This window comes from Paenibacillus rhizophilus, from assembly GCF_003854965.1.
In the GTDB taxonomy this organism is placed as follows: Bacteria; Bacillota; Bacilli; order Paenibacillales; family Paenibacillaceae; genus Paenibacillus_AQ; species Paenibacillus_AQ rhizophilus.
In genome coordinates this window covers 32,550-50,335 of the sequence record NZ_RQPI01000021.1, presented here as the reverse complement: position 1 = coordinate 50,335, position 17,786 = coordinate 32,550, and the positions used below count along the sequence as shown (strand labels likewise).

The 17,786-nt window shown below is 51.4% G+C and carries 18 protein-coding genes; 13 read left to right on the top strand and 5 right to left on the bottom strand.

Going from position 1 to position 17,786, the window contains the following annotated elements:
- Window positions 1-24: 24 nt before the first annotated feature.
- Entirely contained in the window at window positions 25-504 is a 480-nt protein-coding gene (locus EH198_RS22520) for a DUF6530 family protein (protein WP_124697769.1), read from the top strand.
- A 30-nt stretch (window positions 505-534) separates the two neighbouring features.
- Window positions 535-924: a GIY-YIG nuclease family protein gene (locus EH198_RS22515; protein ID WP_124697768.1), complete on the top strand. Its 390-nt coding sequence runs from the start codon at window positions 535-537 to the stop codon at window positions 922-924.
- Between the two features lie 159 nt (window positions 925-1,083).
- On the opposite strand, the gene EH198_RS22510 is transcribed toward EH198_RS22515, so the two are convergent.
- The 3 genes from EH198_RS22510 to rpoN all read right to left on the bottom strand — a co-directional run bounded on the left by EH198_RS22510 (window position 1,084) and on the right by rpoN (window position 4,970).
- Window positions 1,084-1,911 (bottom strand): carbonic anhydrase, encoded by an 828-nt coding sequence (locus EH198_RS22510; protein ID WP_185703024.1) that lies wholly within the window; start codon window positions 1,909-1,911, stop codon window positions 1,084-1,086.
- 213 nt (window positions 1,912-2,124) lie between these two features.
- Window positions 2,125-3,375: an FprA family A-type flavoprotein gene (locus tag EH198_RS22505; protein WP_124697766.1), complete on the bottom strand. Its 1,251-nt coding sequence runs from the start codon at window positions 3,373-3,375 to the stop codon at window positions 2,125-2,127.
- A gap of 257 nt (window positions 3,376-3,632) precedes the next feature.
- Complete coding sequence (gene rpoN / locus EH198_RS22500) at window positions 3,633-4,970, bottom strand: RNA polymerase factor sigma-54 (protein ID WP_124697765.1); 1,338 nt, start codon at window positions 4,968-4,970, stop codon at window positions 3,633-3,635.
- Between the two features lie 278 nt (window positions 4,971-5,248).
- Here rpoN and EH198_RS22495 point away from each other — a divergent pair, with 278 nt between their 5' ends.
- From EH198_RS22495 to EH198_RS22465, 7 genes are all read left to right on the top strand, one after another.
- A complete protein-coding gene (locus tag EH198_RS22495) occupies window positions 5,249-8,038 on the top strand; it encodes a sigma-54-dependent transcriptional regulator (RefSeq protein ID WP_124697764.1) in 2,790 nt (929 codons plus the stop codon).
- A gap of 198 nt (window positions 8,039-8,236) precedes the next feature.
- Window positions 8,237-8,656: a PTS sugar transporter subunit IIA gene (locus tag EH198_RS22490; protein WP_124697763.1), complete on the top strand. Its 420-nt coding sequence runs from the start codon at window positions 8,237-8,239 to the stop codon at window positions 8,654-8,656.
- Window position 8,657: 1 nt separating this feature from the next.
- On the top strand, window positions 8,658-9,140 hold the full coding sequence (locus tag EH198_RS22485; protein ID WP_124697762.1) for a mannose/fructose/sorbose PTS transporter subunit IIB: 483 nt from the start codon (window positions 8,658-8,660) through the stop codon (window positions 9,138-9,140).
- Between the two features lie 27 nt (window positions 9,141-9,167).
- Window positions 9,168-9,938, top strand: coding sequence for a PTS mannose/fructose/sorbose transporter subunit IIC (locus tag EH198_RS22480; RefSeq protein ID WP_124697761.1), 771 nt, complete (start codon window positions 9,168-9,170; stop codon window positions 9,936-9,938).
- 30 nt (window positions 9,939-9,968) lie between these two features.
- Window positions 9,969-10,793 carry a PTS mannose transporter subunit IID gene (gene manZ, locus EH198_RS22475; protein WP_124697760.1) on the top strand — a complete coding sequence of 275 codons (825 nt, stop codon included), beginning with the start codon at window positions 9,969-9,971 and terminating at the stop codon, window positions 10,791-10,793.
- Between the two features lie 237 nt (window positions 10,794-11,030).
- Entirely contained in the window at window positions 11,031-11,666 is a 636-nt protein-coding gene (locus EH198_RS22470; RefSeq protein ID WP_124697759.1) for a serine/threonine-protein kinase, read from the top strand.
- A 144-nt stretch (window positions 11,667-11,810) separates the two neighbouring features.
- A complete protein-coding gene (locus EH198_RS22465; RefSeq protein ID WP_124697758.1) occupies window positions 11,811-12,590 on the top strand; it encodes a TetR/AcrR family transcriptional regulator in 780 nt (259 codons plus the stop codon).
- Between the two features lie 106 nt (window positions 12,591-12,696).
- Here the strand turns inward: EH198_RS22465 and EH198_RS22460 are convergent, their stop codons facing one another.
- Together EH198_RS22460 and EH198_RS22455 are read right to left on the bottom strand one after the other, a co-directional pair.
- Window positions 12,697-13,485 carry an ABC transporter permease gene (locus EH198_RS22460; RefSeq protein WP_124697757.1) on the bottom strand — a complete coding sequence of 263 codons (789 nt, stop codon included), beginning with the start codon at window positions 13,483-13,485 and terminating at the stop codon, window positions 12,697-12,699.
- Window positions 13,482-14,369: an ATP-binding cassette domain-containing protein gene (locus EH198_RS22455; RefSeq protein ID WP_124697756.1), complete on the bottom strand. Its 888-nt coding sequence runs from the start codon at window positions 14,367-14,369 to the stop codon at window positions 13,482-13,484. The genes EH198_RS22460 and EH198_RS22455 overlap by 4 nt, the downstream gene beginning before the upstream one ends.
- A gap of 198 nt (window positions 14,370-14,567) precedes the next feature.
- On the opposite strand from EH198_RS22455, the gene EH198_RS22450 reads away from it, so the two are divergent.
- The 4 genes from EH198_RS22450 to EH198_RS22435 all read left to right on the top strand — a co-directional run bounded on the left by EH198_RS22450 (window position 14,568) and on the right by EH198_RS22435 (window position 17,766).
- Window positions 14,568-15,494 carry a 1-phosphofructokinase family hexose kinase gene (locus EH198_RS22450; protein ID WP_124697755.1) on the top strand — a complete coding sequence of 309 codons (927 nt, stop codon included), beginning with the start codon at window positions 14,568-14,570 and terminating at the stop codon, window positions 15,492-15,494.
- A 73-nt stretch (window positions 15,495-15,567) separates the two neighbouring features.
- Window positions 15,568-15,819 carry a hypothetical protein gene (locus EH198_RS22445; protein WP_124697754.1) on the top strand — a complete coding sequence of 84 codons (252 nt, stop codon included), beginning with the start codon at window positions 15,568-15,570 and terminating at the stop codon, window positions 15,817-15,819.
- A gap of 163 nt (window positions 15,820-15,982) precedes the next feature.
- Window positions 15,983-16,945, top strand: a complete 963-nt coding sequence (locus EH198_RS22440) for a carbohydrate ABC transporter permease (RefSeq protein ID WP_124697753.1) — start codon at window positions 15,983-15,985, stop codon at window positions 16,943-16,945.
- The gene (locus EH198_RS22435; RefSeq protein ID WP_124697752.1) at window positions 16,942-17,766 is read left to right on the top strand and encodes a carbohydrate ABC transporter permease; all 825 of its coding nucleotides are present in this window, start codon (window positions 16,942-16,944) and stop codon (window positions 17,764-17,766) included. Before EH198_RS22440 ends, EH198_RS22435 begins: the two co-directional genes overlap by 4 nt.
- Window positions 17,767-17,786: the final 20 nt, after the last annotated feature.

Sequence of the window (17,786 nt, the reverse complement as noted above, 5' to 3'; positions counted from 1 at the left end):
TCAAAGGAACAGGTGAAACGAAAAATGAAAATTCCCACAACGCTTAAACATAAACCGGTCATTGTATCCGAGAATTATGAAAATGTAGACGGCAGATACGCCAATCAGACGGACGCCAAGGGATTGTCGCTCGGGCTGGCCCAGTGGAACGACCGGGGAAAAGTGGATATCTCGGCCAAAGTGTGGCGGTACACCGGCGAGAAGTGGTCCAGACAATCGGAGGAACTGCCGCTGCATCGCGTGCTCGATCTCGCCATTCTGGTAACGAGAAGCATGGTTCATTTTCGTGAGGCATACCAGTATCAGAATCTGTACGACCCCGAGAATCCAGTCATTGACCGGGTAGGCCTTCAGGGAGATGCGATGACCGTATCCGTATGCACGGACAACGACAGAATCAATGAAGATATCAAGCTGTTCAGCCAGGCCCTCAGCGATGACGGCGAACTGATCGGAGAACGTCTGAAGACATTGTCTACTATTTTGAAGGAAATGGGCTACTAAGCGGCCCGGAGAAGAAAGTGAGGAAGAATGATGGCACTGGACAAACAAAAGAAGAAAGAACTGGCTTCGGCGTACGCGCAGTCTTTTCGCCCGATGGGCGTTTACCAGATACGGAATGTAAAGAACGGCAAAATTCTGGTGCTCGGCAGCATGGATCTGACCGGCGCCGGAAACCGGCTTGCTTTTATGCAGCAATCGAACCTTAACTCGATCCATGAATTGCAGAAGGACTGGAAGGAATGCGGCGGGGACAGCTTCGTATTTGAGGAACTGGATCAGATCAAGCCCCGTGAAGAAACCATGAACGATATTTCCGAATTAAAAGATTACCAAGAAGAGGTGGATGCCCTTTTGGAGTTGTGGATTGAGAAGCTTCAGCCCTTCGGGGACAAAGGGTACAACAAGCCGAAGCGGAAATAATAAAGCCTGCTGCCGAAGCCGTCCGGCCGGATCACGATGATATGCGCAAGTCAAAAGGCGGTCCGGGCGGTTTGAGCAGACGATTAAACGGGGTGGAAGTTTAAGTTACAAAAGACCGTGCCCTTACCCAGGAATACGGTCTTTTGTTTATTCCGGCGCTTACCCTTCCGTCTCAAGTTTGCGGCCGTCAAGCGGCTGGACCGGGCGGTTATCATGTGGGAAAATGTTTCGGAACGCGGCGATCTGGTCTTCGGACCATTCCACCGGCTGCTTCAGGACGATCCACTGCACCCCCTCGCTGCACGGCGGTGTTGTCAATGAACCTTGATAGCGGTAAGAATGGAGATCTCCCGGAAGCAGAGCATTCAGATCGAACTTTCCCTCGATCACCGTCGCCTTTTCGTTCTCTTCTTTAGGGAGCCGGGACCACAGCTTGTTCAGTTCCGCGTTCTCCGTTCCGCTGTTAATCAGAGCACCCAGCACCGCAAAATCCCCGTCTGCGCTCTGGTGAACCAAATGCAATTCCATCTCACCGTGCTTGCCGCCTACTTCATGCTCACTTGGCAAATGAAAGTGAAACTGTTTCAGCTTGTAGGTCTTTCCCTCCAGAACGATAACGTTGTTCTCCCCTTTAACGCTTACCTGAATGGTATGGCCGTTATTGACGAGAGACACATCCGAGGGAGAATAATTGACTTTAACCGGTGAAAGATTGCTGTCTTTCTCCACAGCATCGTCCTCAATATCTATCGGCGATTGCTGCTTCCCGAGTTCGCAGGTCTTGAACTCATCGCCGAGCTCGCTCCAATGTTCAGGAGAAGTCGCTCCCTCATAGGACCAGTGTACCGTTTTGGCCTGAGCCCCCTGAACAGGCTGTTTGTCTTCCGTGTTTGGTCCCGATTGTTCCTGGTCCGTGCAGCCTGCCAGCAGACCGCCAAGCATCAGCCCGGACAGCAGAAGCCGGGAGTAAGTAATGGTTGAACTCATCCTCATTCCTTCTTCCATATTATGTATGTATAGACACGTTGTCCATTTTACTTTACGGAAAATACATGAACAAGGGCGTACGGTCCCATTTCGGATTGTTTATTTACCAAAATAAAAAAGCTGCTCTCAAGTTATTGGGACTGGGGTCAGTCCCATGACGTTTGAGGCAGCTTTTTTGTGAGGAAAAGCCAAGCTTGATCAATTACCCGCTTATTACCGCGCGCTTGTTCCGGCGCCTTCAGCGACCAATTCCGCCGAATCGGCATTCAGGGAAGCGTAGATAGCCTCCACCAATTGGTCCAGTTCCGGCAGCTGCTCCGGCTTAATCGCGGAATGGATTTCAAACGGCTCGCCGATGAACTCGATTTTCTTCATGCTCTCCAGAATTTCCGTCATGTCTCTGACTGCTGCATTCGCCCAGGTATAGTTGCCGACCAGGGACACTTTGCGGTTCTGCAGGTTCAAAGATGCCATCTCATGAAGCAGTGCCTGCATACCATGATACAATCCGAGATTATAAGTCGGAGAACCGAATACGAGATGGCTGAACTTCCAGGCATCCGCGATAATATAGGACGGATGGGTTTTGGACACATCGTACATGCGGATGTCCTGAACTCCCTTGGCTGCAAGCTTGCCCGCGATCAGGTTCATTGCATTTTCCGTATTGCCGTACATGGAGGCATAGGCCAGAACAACGCCTTTCTTTTCCGGCTGATAGGTGCTCCATTGCTGATACTTGTCGATGATATAGGACAGGTTCTCGCGCCAAATCGGGCCGTGCAGCGGAACGATCATCTCGATCTCCAGCTTGGCCAGCTTTTTCAGCACCGTCTGCACCTGAGGCCCATATTTGCCGACAATGTTGGAATAATAGCGGCGGGACTCATCGAGGTATACTCCTTCAAAATCCGTCTGATCGGCAAAAATATTTCCCGAAAGCGAGCCGAAACAGCCGAAGGCGTCGGCGGAGAACAGAATCTTCTCCGAAACTTCATACGAGAACATGACCTCCGGCCAGTGAACGAAAGGAGCCATGAAGAAGCGGAGAGTGCGTTTGCCGAGCGGAAGCTCGTCCCCCTCTTTGACGATGAGGTAATTGTCGGGTTTGCTGAACGTGTAGAATTGCTCCATGAACTGGAACGTCTTTTTGTTGCCGACGATTTTCAGATCCGGATAGCGGCGCAGCAATTCTTCGATATTGGCGCAGTGGTCGGGCTCCATATGCCCCACAACCAGGTAATCCAGGGAACGGCCATTCAGCACATGCTCGATATTCTCCAGAAACTGGGCGCTGATCGCGGAATCCACCGTGTCCATAAGCGCGGTCTTTTCGTCCATAATCAAATGAGAATTATAGGCAACCCCTTGGGGCAGCGGGAACATATTCTCGAAGCGTTCCAGTCTTTTGTCGGTTCCGCCCACCCAAAATATTTCGGATGCGATTTCTTGTACATAATACATCGGTATTCCCTCCACATGCCTAAAATTTTTCTAATAATATACCAATACCGGCCAATAAAATAATTGACAAATATCATGTTTTCAGAAAAATGGAGAAACATTTCAAGATGAGTATGTCAATAAATATTACATGGATTGGATCGGGATTGGACATTTTTTCGAATAATAAGTGGCAGTGGAGGCATTTTTCCTAACTTAAAAAGTATTCAGACAAGCAGGCGCGCAAAATATTACAAATTGGAGAACATGCCAGAATTTCAAAACCGTTTTCTCTTGGCGGAAGACAGAATCCGCATTTCTTCCCGGTATTTGGCCACGGTCCTGCGGGAAATCTCCAGACCTTCTTTTGCTAACAGTTCAGCAATCGACTGATCCGCCAGCGGCTTGCGCTTATCCTCGTCATCAATCAACTGCTTGATGCGCCTTTTGGCGCTCTCCGAGGAAGCGGACTCACCGTCCGCCGCGGCGAGAGCGGAGGTGAAGAAATATTTCAATTCGAATAGACCGCGTGGCGTCTGCATGTATTTATTGCTGACCGCCCGGCTGACCGTGGATTCATGCAGGCCGGTCTTTTCTGCGATTTCTTTTTGGGTAAGCGGTTTAAGTCCATGAATGCCCTCATCAAAAAAATCGCGCTGCATTTCCACGATGGCCTCGGCGACGCGCGTCAGGGTCTGCCGGCGCTGTTCCAGGCTTTTGATGAGCCAGGAGGCCGTATTGAACTTGTCATGGATAAACTGGCGGGCTTCCTCCTGATTGGGGAGTTCCTGCAGCATTTGCCCGTAATAGGGATTAACCGAGACCTGCGGAGAACCGAGGTCGCTCAGCCGGACCAGGTACCCGCCGTCCGATTTCTCAACCGTTATATCCGCAATGATGTACCGGTGCTCGTTATGGGCAAACACCGAGCCTGGAGACGGATTCAGCCGGCGTATCCGGTCGGCTGTTTCCTGGATCTCGGCAATGCTGGCCCCGAGCGCATCCGACATTTTTTGCAACCGATTGCATGCCATATCAGTCAAATGGCGCTGCACCATTGATACGGCAAGCGTATCTTCCTCACCGCTGCGCCGAAGCTGCAGAAGAAGGCATTCATCCAGACTGCGGGCGGCTATTCCCGACGGTTCGAAACTCTGCACCAGCGCGAGGGCGTCCAGGACCTCACCTACGGGGATGCCCAACAGCACGGCGGCCTCCCGGGCGTCCGTCTCCAGATAGCCTTTTTCATCCAGATTGCCGATAAGATATAACGCCGTCTTCCGCCGGGTGCCGGTCAGACCGCGCACCAGCCCAAGCTGCGCTTTCAGATACACATACAGAGTATCCGGCGGTTCGGCGATCCAATCCAGCAGGTCAACGGGATTCACGCTTTTTGACTTGGAATATTCATCTCTTGTTTGTTCCTGCCGGCTGCTTGCGCCCGATATCGATATATCGTATTCCTGCAGATCAATTACCGGATTTTCATTCGCCTGTTCGCGTAAGTAGGACATCAGATCGGCCGAAGAATACTGCAGGATTTGGATGGCCTGCCGCAATTCGGGCGTCATTGTCAGCTTCAATGCCTGTTCTTGTTTCAATCCGAATCGTATCATCGATCCGTCACAGCTCCTTCGGGAACAAAACAGCGGCAGCTTTACCGTGTCAGTTATCTATTTAAGAAGAGCATTTCGCGAATAGTATACCGGTTTCCTGCTAAATATCGAGCTTTTATTTACACTTTTTTTGTTGCATTTGCACATCGAATCTATCACATATTATTAGGGTGCATTTTTTATAGAGATTCATTTCCGGTTCATATATACTGAATATCTAAAGTATTTTATAATGGTAAGCGCTTACTGCAAACAAGATTTGGGCTGGAGGTGTGCAAATGAAAAGAGTTGAAAGGATTTTGGAATATATCGCGGAGAATACGAGAAAGCTCGCCGAAGAACATTTACTGTACGACGGAGGAATTACCGCGGCGGAAATCGCCGTTCATCAGAATATGCTGAGAAACAACGTGAGCAAAGAGCTGAGCGACCTTCTCCGCGCTGACCATATCATCAAAATCAAGGGAAGACCGGTCAAGTTTCTGCATAAGCAGACCATCGAGGACTTCTTCCGGATTCAACTTAAAGAGAAGCAGATTGAGGTTGGGAGTCTGGACGAGATCCTGCGGCCCGGAGAACAGGTTGATCCGTTTCATTCCCTGATCGGCTTCAAGGACAGTATGCGCAACCAGGTGGAGCAGGGAAAGGCTGCCATTCTGTATCCGCCGAGAGGCTTGCATACGCTGATTGTAGGTCAGACGGGAGTGGGCAAGACGCTGTTTGCCAGACTGATGTACAACTACGGCAAGCATATGAAGCGATTTTCCGAGGATTCTCCCTTTATCGTATTCAACTGTGCGGATTATTACAACAATCCCCAGCTTCTGATTTCCCATATTTTCGGTCATGTCAAAGGTGCGTTTACCGGAGCCGATTCGGAAAAAAAGGGACTGGTGGAAAAAGCGGACGGAGGCATTCTGTTTCTCGACGAGATTCACCGCCTGCCCCCGGAAGGCCAGGAAATGATTTTCTACTTCATGGATACGCATACGTACAACAAATTGGGCGAATCGGAGCGGAACCGGAGTGCGAATGTGCTGCTTGTTGCGGCTACGACGGAAGACCCAGGCTCTTCCATGCTGAAGACCTTTATCCGGCGCATCCCGATCACAATCAACATTCCCCCCTTGCAGGAGCGCACGCCTGCGGAACAGCTGCAGATTCTGAAGCATCTGCTGGAGAGCGAGGCCCTTCGCGTCAACAAGCCGATCAAGGTCGAATCGGAGGTTGTCAAAGCGCTAATCGGCAGTGTTACCTACGGAAATATCGGGCAGCTGAAGTCGAATATCCAGCTCGTTTGCGCCAAAGGGTTTCTGAACAGCATCCGCGAGAACAGGGATGAAATTATACTCGATTTTAAACTGCTGCCGGGGAATATCCGAGAAGGTCTGTTCAACCTTGGAAAGAACCGCAGGGAGATTGAGGAATTCGGAGCGATTGCATCCCAGCTGTATATTACGCCCGAAGGAAGCCATGCGACGGAAGAAGAGGACGTTCTGGAACCGCCGTTCAACCTGTACAAGCTAATTGAAGACAAAATAAGCCTGCTCAAGGATGAAGGCCTCGACGACAGCTACATCAACAGATTCATCACTACGGACGTCAACATCCATATCAAAAGCTTCTATAACCGGTTCTACAACCTGAAAGGCAGCAGGGAACGAATCCTGAAAATCGTGGACAATGAAGTCCTTGAATTTGCCGAGGAGGTCAAGCTGCTGGTCGAGGAGGAGCTTGACCGAAAATGCAGCGAACGGTTCGTCTATGCCTTTAGTCTTCATCTGAGCGCTTTCCTCAAGCGAATCCGGGAGAAGAAATACGGCGGCAAGCCCGTCTATGATCCCGTTAACCAGAATGATGAAGAATACAGAGTGGCCCTGACTATCAAGGACATGATCGAAGCCAGATTCGGGATAGACGTGCCCGGAGCCGAAATTACGTATGTGGCGATCCTGCTCAAATCGGTGGAGGAGGAACGGCAGGGCAATGTGGGAATAATCGTCGCGGCGCATGGCAACAGTACGGCGAGCAGCATCGTCGGCGTTGTCGACAGTCTGCTCGGCAGTTCGAATATTTGCGCGGTTGATATGCCGCTTGATGTCAGCCCAAGAGAAATTTTGGAGATTATTATCGACAAGGTAAAGAGCATCGACAGCGGCAGGGGCGTCCTGATGCTGGTGGATATGGGCTCCCTGCTGAGTTTCGAAGCAACCATTATGGAACGGGTCGGAATCAAGGTCAAGACGATCGACATGGTGTCCACGCCGCTTACCCTTGAGGCTGTGCGAAAGGCCAGCATACTCGATATGGAGCTTGAGGATATTTACCGGTCGCTGAAGGATTTCAGAGGTTACAACAATATGGAAGCTTCGGTAAACGCCATATTGGATAACAAGGTCATCGTCACGGTCTGCTCCTCCGGCAAAGGTGCCGCGATCAAGGTTAAGGAATTTGTGGAGAAAATCGTTTACGATCTTACGGAGAAGAAAATGACGGTGATTCCGGCGAAGATCAAGGAACTGGACAAAGTGGTCAAAGAGCTGCAGGCCAAGCAAAGCGTTCTGGCCGTTATTGGAGTAAAGCGGCCTAGCGACCGGGGCGTTCCGTTCATTCCTTTGGAACAGCTGATTGACGCAAGCGGCGAAGAGCTGCTGAGAGAACTGCTGCTGCACAATGAGTTTCCTGTCGCACAGACCAATGAGAGTGTGGTCATCAAGGATTTATGCGAAGACAGCCTGAAGGAATTCCTGACGTATCTGAATCCGCACAAAATATTGGGAACCTTGATGAGATTTGTTCAGGAGCTTGAACGGGAACTGCAGACCGATTTCGAATATGCGATGAAAGTCCAAATTGCCATCCATACGGCCCACGCGCTGGAGCGGATGGTCATACATGACGGGCTGGTTTACCGCGGGGAGACGGAGATGCTCGATTCTCATATCATGGATGCGGTGAACCGCGCTTGCGGCATATTCGCCTCAGGTATTAATTTGACTCTGTCCGACGATGAAAAATATTATATTTGTGAAATGTTGGGCGATGTATATAAAATGGCTCCATTATAGAAGTCAAGAGTATGAAGCGTTTTCATTAGTGTATGACAGATTAAAAATAGAACAAAAACATGCGTTTTCAAAAGAGCGAAAATCCCTGATACAGTCGGGGATTTTTTGTTTCTCAAATTTTTTTGGGGTTATACAGAAGTTTGGCACGGGTCTTGCATATTTAATATGGACGAAGGGCAATTCAAGGAGGTGAAGTAAATGATTGGAGTTATTGTTGGCACACATGGGAAATTTTCGGAAGAGCTGCTGAGGTCGACGTCCATGGTTTACGGAGAGCTGGAGAATGTAGCGGGAGTTACTTTTGAACCCGGTGAGAGCGTCAGCGGGCTTGTCGATAAATTCAAAGCAGCTTTGGAAACGCTTGATTGGAGCGACGGTGCTATTTTTCTTGTTGATTTGTTCGGCGGAAGCCCGTACAATGCCGCCAGCCGGATTGCGGCCGGTTATGAGAACATAGATATTGTATCCGGAGTGAACCTGCCCATGGTTGTTGATGTTCTGGTCAACCGTTCATCGGAGCACCTGGAAGGATTGGCTCAGCTGGCGATCAACGCAGGTTGTGATTCAATGAAATCGTTCCGCAGCATTAGAAACAGTCAAGCAGAGGAGGAGTTGTAAGATGGAAATTTCATTTGTTCGGATTGATGACCGTCTGATTCATGGCCAAGTGGCAACGGTATGGGTGAAAGAAACGAAGTGCAACAAGATTATCGCGGTCAGCGATGAAGTGGCAGCGGATACATTGCGGAAAACCCTGCTGCTGCAAGTGTCTCCCCCGGGGATCAAGGCTTACGTCGTTACCATCGACAAAGCGATCGAGGCTTATAACAATCCGAAGTATGCCGATTTCAAGACCTTGTTCCTCTTTACCAATCCGACAGACGTAGTGCGGGTGGTAGAAGGAGGGGTGCCTTTCAAGTCGGTGAATGTCGGCGGCATGTGCTACAAGGAAGGCAAGACACAGATTACAGGAGCAGTATCCGTCGACAAGCAGGACGTCGATGCTTTCCGCAAGCTTCATGAAAAGGGAATCGAATTGGAGATCAGAAAAGTCGCCAGCGATCCGAAGGTGAATCTGATATCCAAGATTCAGAATTTATAGTCGAGGAAATAAGAGAGGGGTTATAACATGAGTACTTTTGAAATCGTAATGGTAGCGCTGGTTGCGGCCATATGCGGAATGGGCAGCGTACTCGACGAAGGACAGACGCATCGGCCACTGATTGCATGTACGCTGATCGGTCTGGTCCTTGGCGATATCAAGACAGGGATTATTCTTGGCGGCACATTGGAACTGATGGCGCTGGGCTGGATGAACGTCGGCGCATCCATGGCTCCCGACGCCGCGCTCGCGAGTGTGGTATCTACGATCCTTGTTATCGTAGGGCATCAGTCGATAGGCGCCGGTATTGCTGTCGCCATACCGATTGCGGCCGCAGGCCAGGTGCTTACTATTTTTGTCCGGACGATCACCGTATTCTTCCAGCATTTGGCGGATAAATACGCGGAGTCATCGAATTTTAAGGGAATTGAGCTATGTCACTTTATAGCGCTGCTACTTCAAGGTTTGCGCGTCGCGCTGCCGGCTGTTCTGGTAGCGGTTGCAGCCGAAACCGGGCTTGTTACGAGCCTGTTGGATTCTATTCCGGAGGTCGTAACGAGAGGTCTGCAAATTGCGGGCGGATTTATCGTCGTCGTCGGTTATGCCATGGTTATCAATATGATGTCCGCCAAATACCTGATGCCTTTCTTCTTCCTCGGTTTCGTCGTTGCCGCCTTTACGGGCATCAACCTGGTCGGCTTCGGTATTGTGGGCGCGGTTCTGGCCATTCTGTACATCCAATTGAATCCGAAATATAACGCGCAGAGCGCGGCGGTGGAAGAAATCGATGAGCTGTAGCAAGCTTCCAAAGAAAGAGGGGATTATACAATGGAAGAAAAGAAATTAACGAAAAAAGATTTAAACAGCATGTTTGTTCGCTCTTGGTTTCTGCTCGGATCGTTCAACTTTGAACGGATGCAGTCGATCGGCTTCTGCGTCACGCTGATCCCGGCAATCAAACGGCTTTACAGCAAGAAAGAAGATCAAAAAGAAGCTTTGAAGCGACATCTGGAGTTCTTCAACACGCAGCCGTTTATTTCAGCCCCGATTATGGGGGTAACGGCCGCAATGGAAGAGCAAAAGGCCAACGGGCAGGAAATTGATAACGCTACCATAAGCGGTGTGAAAGTCGGCCTGATGGGTCCGCTCGCCGGTGTGGGCGATCCGATTTACTGGGGAACCTTGCGTCCGGTACTCGCGGCGCTCGGAGCTTCCATCGCCCTGACCGGCAGTATTGTCGGACCGCTCCTGTTCTTCCTCCTCTTCAACGTTTGCCGTCTGGCGACCAAGTGGTACGGCTTGAAATACGGTTATGAGAAGGGAACGGAGATTGTTTCCGATATGTCGGGCAACCGGCTGCGCAAGCTTACGGAATCGGCTTCCATACTTGGACTCTTCGTCATGGGAGCACTGGTTTCCAAATGGACCAGTATCAATGTGCCGCTGGTAGTCTCCAAATATACGGGTGCGGACGGCAAAGAAGTGATTACTACGGTCCAAATGATCCTGGACCAATTGATGCCGGGACTGCTCCCTCTTCTGTTGACTTTCCTGTGCATGAAGCTGCTGAAGAAGAAAGTGAACGCAATCGCTCTTATCTTTGCATTATTTGCGGTAGGCATTATCGGATACGCGCTGGGCGTATTGGCATAAAGCGGATACAGCTTTCCGCCCGGTTCCGTCAGGAGCCGTCCATCGGCAGGCCGATCAAGGATAAAACCTTGGCCGGCCTGTTTGCTTGTGTAAGCCGCAAAACTCCGCTATTGACTCATTTTTGCAGTCTTTGGATGTGTTTTTTCGCGTTATGCCTTAAACTGGAGTCATAAGAAGCCTGCCTGAATGCAGAACCGAGGCAGTGAAATTGTCGAATGAAGCCGCAGGGGGTAAGGCATGGAGAAGCTGCTGGAAGCCATAAAGGAGGAACTGCTAAAGCATTTGGTCTTGGAGAGCGTTCAACCGGAGGACCCGATCAAGGTCCGAAATGTTCCGGGGCCATGGGTGCTGCTGGGATCGGGGAATTATGCGGCGGTACTCTTCCATCCCGATTACGAGGAATATGCGGTGAAGGTGTATGCGCCCGGAAGACCGGGCCTTGCGGAAGAAGCGGAGGTTTACCGGCGTCTCGGCGCTCACCCCGCCTATTCGGTGCTTTATCATGCCGGACCTGATTTTCTCCTGCTCAAGCGGCTTAGGGGAGTTACCTTCTACGACTGCATCAAAAGGGGAATTTCCATTACTGATCAGGCCATCCGCGACATTGATGAGGCCTTGAAATATGCGGTTTCACGGGGGCTTCACCCCCATGATGTCCACGCCAAAAATGTAATGCTGGGGGACGGGCGCGGCCTGATTGTGGACATCTCGGATTTTCTGAAGCAGGAAGACTGCACCATGTGGGACGATTTCAAAAAAGCATACAGCCGCCTGTACCGGCCGGTAGCCTCCCTCGGGGTGTTTCCGGTTCCGGACACGGTGCTGGAAGCGGTCAGGAAAGGTTACAGGTTGTGGAGGCGCAGACGGAGCTGAAGCCGGTGAGGGATCTTTTCTGAGATTGGCATGGACAAGCATAGCCGATGATTAGGCAGCTTCCGGCTCATTTTATAGCCAAGGCTGTCCTGTGATATACTGTTTATATGGTAAACTGTTTATGGCGTGGGAGGCTTAATTAGTATGAGTAAGAACGATAAGATCAGTGAACAAGCGGGTAATCTGCCCGTTGGAGCGGCGCTGAGTTGGGGTCTGGTTGAACCGCCCAAGCGCGGACCGAAACGGGAGCTCAGCATTCCCCTGATTGTCGAAACAGCGGTATCCATTGCGGATAAGGAGGGGCTGTCCGCCGTTTCCATGAATCGGGTAGCCTCTGCGCTGGGTTTTACCGCAATGTCTCTATACCGGTATATTCCCAGCAAAAGCGATCTTCTGCTGCTCATGCAGGACGCGGTCAGCGGCATCCCAATTCCTCCAGAGAAAAAAGACGGGGATTGGCGTGAGAGCATGCGGGAATATGTGAGCGCCACGATTCAAGTATTCCGGGACCATCCGTGGTTCGGTGACTTACCGATCAGCGGGATTCCCGTGATGCCGAATAATCTTCGGGTGATCGACTGGGCGCTGCGGCCGATGCGGGATTTTCCCCTGAATGATTATGAAAAGATGTCCATCGTTCTCTTGCTCAGCAGCTATGCGCGGTCCAGCGGACTTATCCAGCGGGATATGGATCTGGCCATTCAGGCGGGCGCCCGTCCCGGTGAATTCAGCGGGCTGGATTACACCGCAGCGCTTAAAGGTCTGATTAAGCCGGACCAGTTTCCGAATTTGTATCCGGTTGTCATGTCCGGCGCTTATACCGGAGAGAATGAAGAGGAGAATACCGTGGGCAACGACTTCGACTTCGGATTGGAGCGAATCCTTGACGGCATCGCCTATTATTTTGATTCAAGGCGGAAGTAAGCGGCATTATGCAAAAAGCACAGCGGCTCGAAGGATTTCGAGCCGCTGTGCTTTTATTGATTTAACGCCAATATTCCCGGTTGCGGCGATATTTCCTTCTATGTCATCAGCGGCGGCCGGCTTTACGCCGGAACGTCCACATGCTCCACAGCATCGAGACAAGAAGGATAAGCATACACCAAAGGGCAGCTTTCCAAATCTGATCGTGAGCCGGAGCTCCGGTCAGAAGTCCGCGAATCGCCTCGATAACCGGAGTGATCGGCTGGTTCTCCGCGACTCCTTGCAGCCATGCGGGCATCGTATCGGTCGGCACGAAGGCGCTGGAGAGATAGGGGAGAAAGAGCAGCGCGAATCCGTATCCGCTGGCGGCCGCCGGACTCCCGGCAACCAGGCCGATGGCCGCATAAAGCCAGGTGAAGGCCAGGATGAACAAGGCGATCAGACATGCCGCCGCGATCCACTCCAGGCCTGCAGCAGTGGGACGGAATCCAACAAGCAGCGCTACCCCGATTACTACACCGGTCGCAATCAGATTGCGGACGAGGCTTGCGGCGACATGTCCGGTGATGACGCCCAGACTCTTGATCGGCATCGTTCGGAACCGGTCGATAATCCCGTTCGTCATATCTTCCGCAACGTCCACGGCGGTGCTGGATGATCCGAAACCGGCGCAAAGGAGTATAATGCCCGGCACGACATAATTCACATAATTTCCGCCCGGATCGATGGCGCCGCCAAAGACGTAGGTAAACAGCAGCATCAGCATAATCGGGAGCACAACTGCCATAACTAACGCTTCTACATTACGCAGACTGTGGCGGATGCTGCGGCTGATAAAGACGGCGTTGGTTACAGCGAGGGAAGCGCTCTTGACTGAGGTTTGAGGATTCTTCATGCCGGCGCCACCTCCGTTCCTCCGGCGGTCATTGCCAGAAATACATCGTTCATGTTCGGCCTGTTGATGCTCACCCGCGTCTCGCCCGGCAAGGTTGAAGCCAATTCATGAAGCGTTCGGCTGATATCCAGGATGGTGCCGTCGGTCGGAATCTTGCGAATGATTTCATCGTCGGTATTTCGCAGTTCGATTACCTCGCCGCCGACTCGCGACTTCAATTCTCCGGCGCTCCCTGTCGCAACGATGCGTCCGCCTGAAATGACAGCTATCGTATCGGCGAGCTGATCCGCTTCTTCCAGATACTGCGTTGTGAGAAAAATAGTGATGCCCTGCTCCTTCAACTGAAGAATGATATCCCACAAGGCGCGCCGGCTGCGTGTATCCAGACCCGTTGTCGGCTCATCCAGGAACATCACCGGCCGGCTGACGGCCAGACTGATGGCCAAATCCAGGCGGCGGCGCATGCCTCCCGAATAGGTTTTTACGCGTTTGCGTGCAGCTTCCGTAAGTTCGAAATGCTTCAGCAGTTCGGCGGTGCGGACACGGGAATCCGCAGCCGATAGTCCGGAAAGCCTGCAAATCATCCGCAGATTTTCTTCTCCGGTCAACACATCATCCACGGCGGCGAACTGCCCGGTAAGGGTGATTGAACGCTTTACTTTATTTCTTTCGGCGGCGACGTCGAAGCCTGCAACCCGCGCCGTTCCTTCATCGGGGGCTACAAGCGTGGACAAGATATGGATGAGCGTTGTTTTGCCGGCGCCGTTCGGACCGAGCAGCGCAAATACGGTTCCCGGCTGCACCGAGAGGTTGATTCCGTCAAGCACTACGTGATCCCCGAATGTTTTGCGCAGATTCTGAATCTCAATAGCCAAAGATTTCATGGCGACATCTCCTTACTGTTTATACTGTAAACTGATTTGACAATAAACAGTATATTATATATACAGTTAATTGACAATACTGTGGCGGACGATTTGTATGAAGAGGGACTGGCGCAGCTTATCCATGTATAAAAAGGGTAAATGTGAAGTATACCGTTAGAATGAATATGACGAGGTTCCAAAAAAGGAGATGCGGAAATGATTGTTACTTTGACGGTTAACCCAAGCGTAGACGCCAGCACCGGAATCCATGAGGTCGTTCCCGACCATAAACTCCGCTGCCGTGAAGCGACGTATAAACCCGGAGGCGGCGGGGTCAACGTATCCAGAGCCATCCACAGATTGGGTGGAGAGGCTCTGGCTCTGTATACGTCGGGAGGGCTGCACGGACAGCTTATTCATCAAATGCTGGAGGAAGAAGGCGTCGCTCATCAGCCGATTCCGATTCAAGGACAAACGAGAGAGAATTTAATTGTTCTGGAGGAGTCGACCGGGCAGCAGTTTCGGTTCGATATGCCGGGTCCGACATTCAATGAGGAAGACCGGCAGCGGTGTCTCGATCAATTAAATAAGCTAACGGCCAAACCGGATTATCTTGTCTTGAGCGGCAGTCTGCCACCCGGATGCCCAACAGATTTCTACGCCCGGATCATCAAGTCCGTTAAGGATTGGAATTGCCGGGTAATCGTAGATACATCGGGAGAAGCTCTTCAACTGGCAGCCGATGCGGGCGTGTATCTGCTAAAGCCCAATGCACGCGAGCTTGAAGAGTTGACCGGAATGACGCTTACGGGCGATGATGATTTGAAGGCTGCAGCGAAGAGGCTCATCGCGGAAGGCCGGACCGAAGCGGTCATCGTCTCGCTGGGAGCCAAAGGGGCTTTTATGATCTCCAAAGAAGGAACCGAGCATATTTCCGCTCCCAAGGTTCCCGTTGCCAGCGTTGTGGGCGCGGGCGACAGTCTGGTAGCCGGAGTTGTCTACCGGTTGGAGCAGGGAGGGTCTTTGACGGAGGCCGCCCGCTTCGGAATCGCCGCCGGAGCGGCTGCCGTCATGAATCCCGAGAGGGAGCTGTGCAAACGGGAGGATACCGAAAGGCTGTTTAAGAGCATGACGCAGGATTAGGATATCCCTGTCAAGAGAATGGGAGACGTGAGCGATAGATATGCTTTAGTATTATCTGCAAGAAGGAATAAGCATGAACGGGAAAACCTCCCTTTTATTTTTAGAAAAAAGAGCGTCGCAGAGCATAAGCGGGAAAAACTCCGGCTTATGCTCTGCGATTTTTTGGTTTTCGGCCAAAAAGCCTGATTTAGAGGGAGGAATTCCGTTTCAGGCTTGGCATTGGCTCTTTTTGATTAAAATAAGGTTGAGAATTTCCCTTTCATTTGAAGCTCAAGCCTGCAAGCCGTCCACCGAAAATATAAAAACGAGCTGTCCCCCAGTATAGAGAAGCCACTTACGGGACAGCTTCTTCATGTTTTCATTCCGTTAACTGTTTTACGAAAGTTTTACTTCAGCCTGAATTTTCCAATGTTTTTGTTTTACATTCAAGTCTTACACTGGCAGAGGTTGTACATGAGAAGATTGTTAATCTTAAGGAGGCATTCGCAATGAGCGAGCTTGATAATCAATGGAGCCTTCCCGCTGGAACAAGAAGGGCTTCTGCCGGTGCCGGCCTGCGGACGGTTTCGTTGAAAAGGCTGAGAATACGGGAAAATATGCTTGCCTATGCCTTTCTGGCGCCTTCGCTGCTGCTGTTCGGGGTGTTTATGTTCTATCCTCTGCTGCGATCGGTCTATCTTAGCCTGTACAGCACGGACCCGGCTGGAAGAGTGGCCTCATTTGTCGGGACGGAGAATTTCACGGCACTGTTTACCTCCGGCCTGTTCCTGGATGGCATTCGCGTGACCGCGCTGTTTGCGCTCCTCACAGTTCCGTCAGGGATGCTGATCGCTCTCGTGCTTGCGGCTTTTACGCACAATCTTCTGAGGGGCAAACGGCTGTTCCAATTCGCATTCTCTCTTCCGATGGTGCTTTCCGTCGGTTCCGCGGCCGTCATCTGGAAGTTCCTGTTTCATCCGTCGCTTGGCATGCTGAACTACGGACTGGAGCTGGCCGGTTTTGCGCCGGTTCCCTGGCTGATCAGCCCGAAGTGGGCGCTGCTCTCCGTTTCGCTTATGACCGTCTGGATGAATCTTGGCTTTAATTACATTATTATTTCCAGCGGCATGCAGGGCATTCCCGATGATATGTACGAGAGCGCCAAGATCGACGGTGCGGGTCCGGTGGCGATGTTCCGCCAAATTACGATTCCGCTTCTTTCTCCGAATCTGTTCTTCGTTTTGGTTGTATCGATCATAAGCGCCTTTCAATCATTCGGACAGATTAATATTTTGACCCAAGGCGGTCCGATGAACAGTACCAATGTCTTTGTCTACTCCATTTACCGGGAGGCCTTCGTTAATTTCCGGTTTGGAACGGGCAGTGCGCAGGCGCTAATGCTGTTCCTGGTCATCATGCTCCTTACCCTGCTTCAATTCAAATGGGTCGAAAGGAAAGTGCATTATCAATGAAAAAGCATACCGCTGAACAAGCCGCCGTCTATCTTATCCTCACCGCGTCTGCCGTATTGGTGCTGTATCCGGTGGTGTACAGCTTCTTTCTGTCGGTGATGAAGCCGGAGGAAGCAAGCGTCTTTCCGCCGTCAATCATTCCGCATACGTTCAATCCGGCAAATTTCATCGACGTATTCGGCATCGTGCCGATCGCAGCCTTTATCGGAAATACGTTTCTCGTATCGGGCATCGTTATGGCCGGCCAGCTCATTACGGCAAGCCTTGCGGCTTACGCTTTTGCCAAAATGGATTTCAAGGGTAAAGGCTTCATTTTCAGCCTGTTTGTCGCTTCGATGATGGTTCCCTGGGAAGTGACGATGATCCCGAATTATTTGACGGTCCGCAGCTTGAACTGGCTCGACACCTATCAGGGCCTTACGGTTCCTTTTCTGGCGACGGCGTTCGGCACTTTCCTGCTGCGCCAGTTCTTTCTCCAGCTGCCGAAAGAGCTTTTCGAAGCGGCGAGGATGGACGGCTGCGGACATATACGCTATTTTTTGCTGCATGTGCTGCCGCTGTCCCGGCCTGCGATCGGCACCTTGGCCGTCTATTCCTTTTTGAATATGTATAACTCCTATCTGTGGCCGCTGCTGATTACGAATAGTGAAATGATGCGGACGGTGCAGATCGGCATATCCATGCTGGAATTTCAGGAATCGACGTCGTGGAATCTGGTGTTCGCCGGAATTACGCTCGCGATTTTGCCTTCGCTGCTGCTGCTTGTATTCGGTTTGAAGCAGCTGGTGCGCGGCATGTCGGCGGGAGCGCTGAAAGGTTAGAAGGCCTTGGGCCTTTGGGA

What these genes read in the sequence shown, in the direction of transcription:
- EH198_RS22520 (WP_124697769.1), top strand. Translation starts at nt 25, where the DNA reads ATGAAAATTCCCACAACGCTTAAACATAAACCGGTCATTGTATCCGAG.
- EH198_RS22515 (WP_124697768.1), top strand. Translation starts at nt 535, where the DNA reads ATGGCACTGGACAAACAAAAGAAGAAAGAACTGGCTTCGGCGTACGCG.
- EH198_RS22510 (WP_185703024.1), bottom strand. Translation starts at nt 1,911, where the DNA reads ATGAGTTCAACCATTACTTACTCCCGGCTTCTGCTGTCCGGGCTGATG.
- EH198_RS22505 (WP_124697766.1), bottom strand. Translation starts at nt 3,375, where the DNA reads ATGTATTATGTACAAGAAATCGCATCCGAAATATTTTGGGTGGGCGGA.
- rpoN (WP_124697765.1), bottom strand. Translation starts at nt 4,970, where the DNA reads ATGATACGATTCGGATTGAAACAAGAACAGGCATTGAAGCTGACAATG.
- EH198_RS22495 (WP_124697764.1), top strand. Translation starts at nt 5,249, where the DNA reads ATGAAAAGAGTTGAAAGGATTTTGGAATATATCGCGGAGAATACGAGA.
- EH198_RS22490 (WP_124697763.1), top strand. Translation starts at nt 8,237, where the DNA reads ATGATTGGAGTTATTGTTGGCACACATGGGAAATTTTCGGAAGAGCTG.
- EH198_RS22485 (WP_124697762.1), top strand. Translation starts at nt 8,658, where the DNA reads ATGGAAATTTCATTTGTTCGGATTGATGACCGTCTGATTCATGGCCAA.
- EH198_RS22480 (WP_124697761.1), top strand. Translation starts at nt 9,168, where the DNA reads ATGAGTACTTTTGAAATCGTAATGGTAGCGCTGGTTGCGGCCATATGC.
- manZ (WP_124697760.1), top strand. Translation starts at nt 9,969, where the DNA reads ATGGAAGAAAAGAAATTAACGAAAAAAGATTTAAACAGCATGTTTGTT.
- EH198_RS22470 (WP_124697759.1), top strand. Translation starts at nt 11,031, where the DNA reads ATGGAGAAGCTGCTGGAAGCCATAAAGGAGGAACTGCTAAAGCATTTG.
- EH198_RS22465 (WP_124697758.1), top strand. Translation starts at nt 11,811, where the DNA reads ATGAGTAAGAACGATAAGATCAGTGAACAAGCGGGTAATCTGCCCGTT.
- EH198_RS22460 (WP_124697757.1), bottom strand. Translation starts at nt 13,485, where the DNA reads ATGAAGAATCCTCAAACCTCAGTCAAGAGCGCTTCCCTCGCTGTAACC.
- EH198_RS22455 (WP_124697756.1), bottom strand. Translation starts at nt 14,369, where the DNA reads ATGAAATCTTTGGCTATTGAGATTCAGAATCTGCGCAAAACATTCGGG.
- EH198_RS22450 (WP_124697755.1), top strand. Translation starts at nt 14,568, where the DNA reads ATGATTGTTACTTTGACGGTTAACCCAAGCGTAGACGCCAGCACCGGA.
- EH198_RS22445 (WP_124697754.1), top strand. Translation starts at nt 15,568, where the DNA reads ATGAACGGGAAAACCTCCCTTTTATTTTTAGAAAAAAGAGCGTCGCAG.
- EH198_RS22440 (WP_124697753.1), top strand. Translation starts at nt 15,983, where the DNA reads ATGAGCGAGCTTGATAATCAATGGAGCCTTCCCGCTGGAACAAGAAGG.
- EH198_RS22435 (WP_124697752.1), top strand. Translation starts at nt 16,942, where the DNA reads ATGAAAAAGCATACCGCTGAACAAGCCGCCGTCTATCTTATCCTCACC.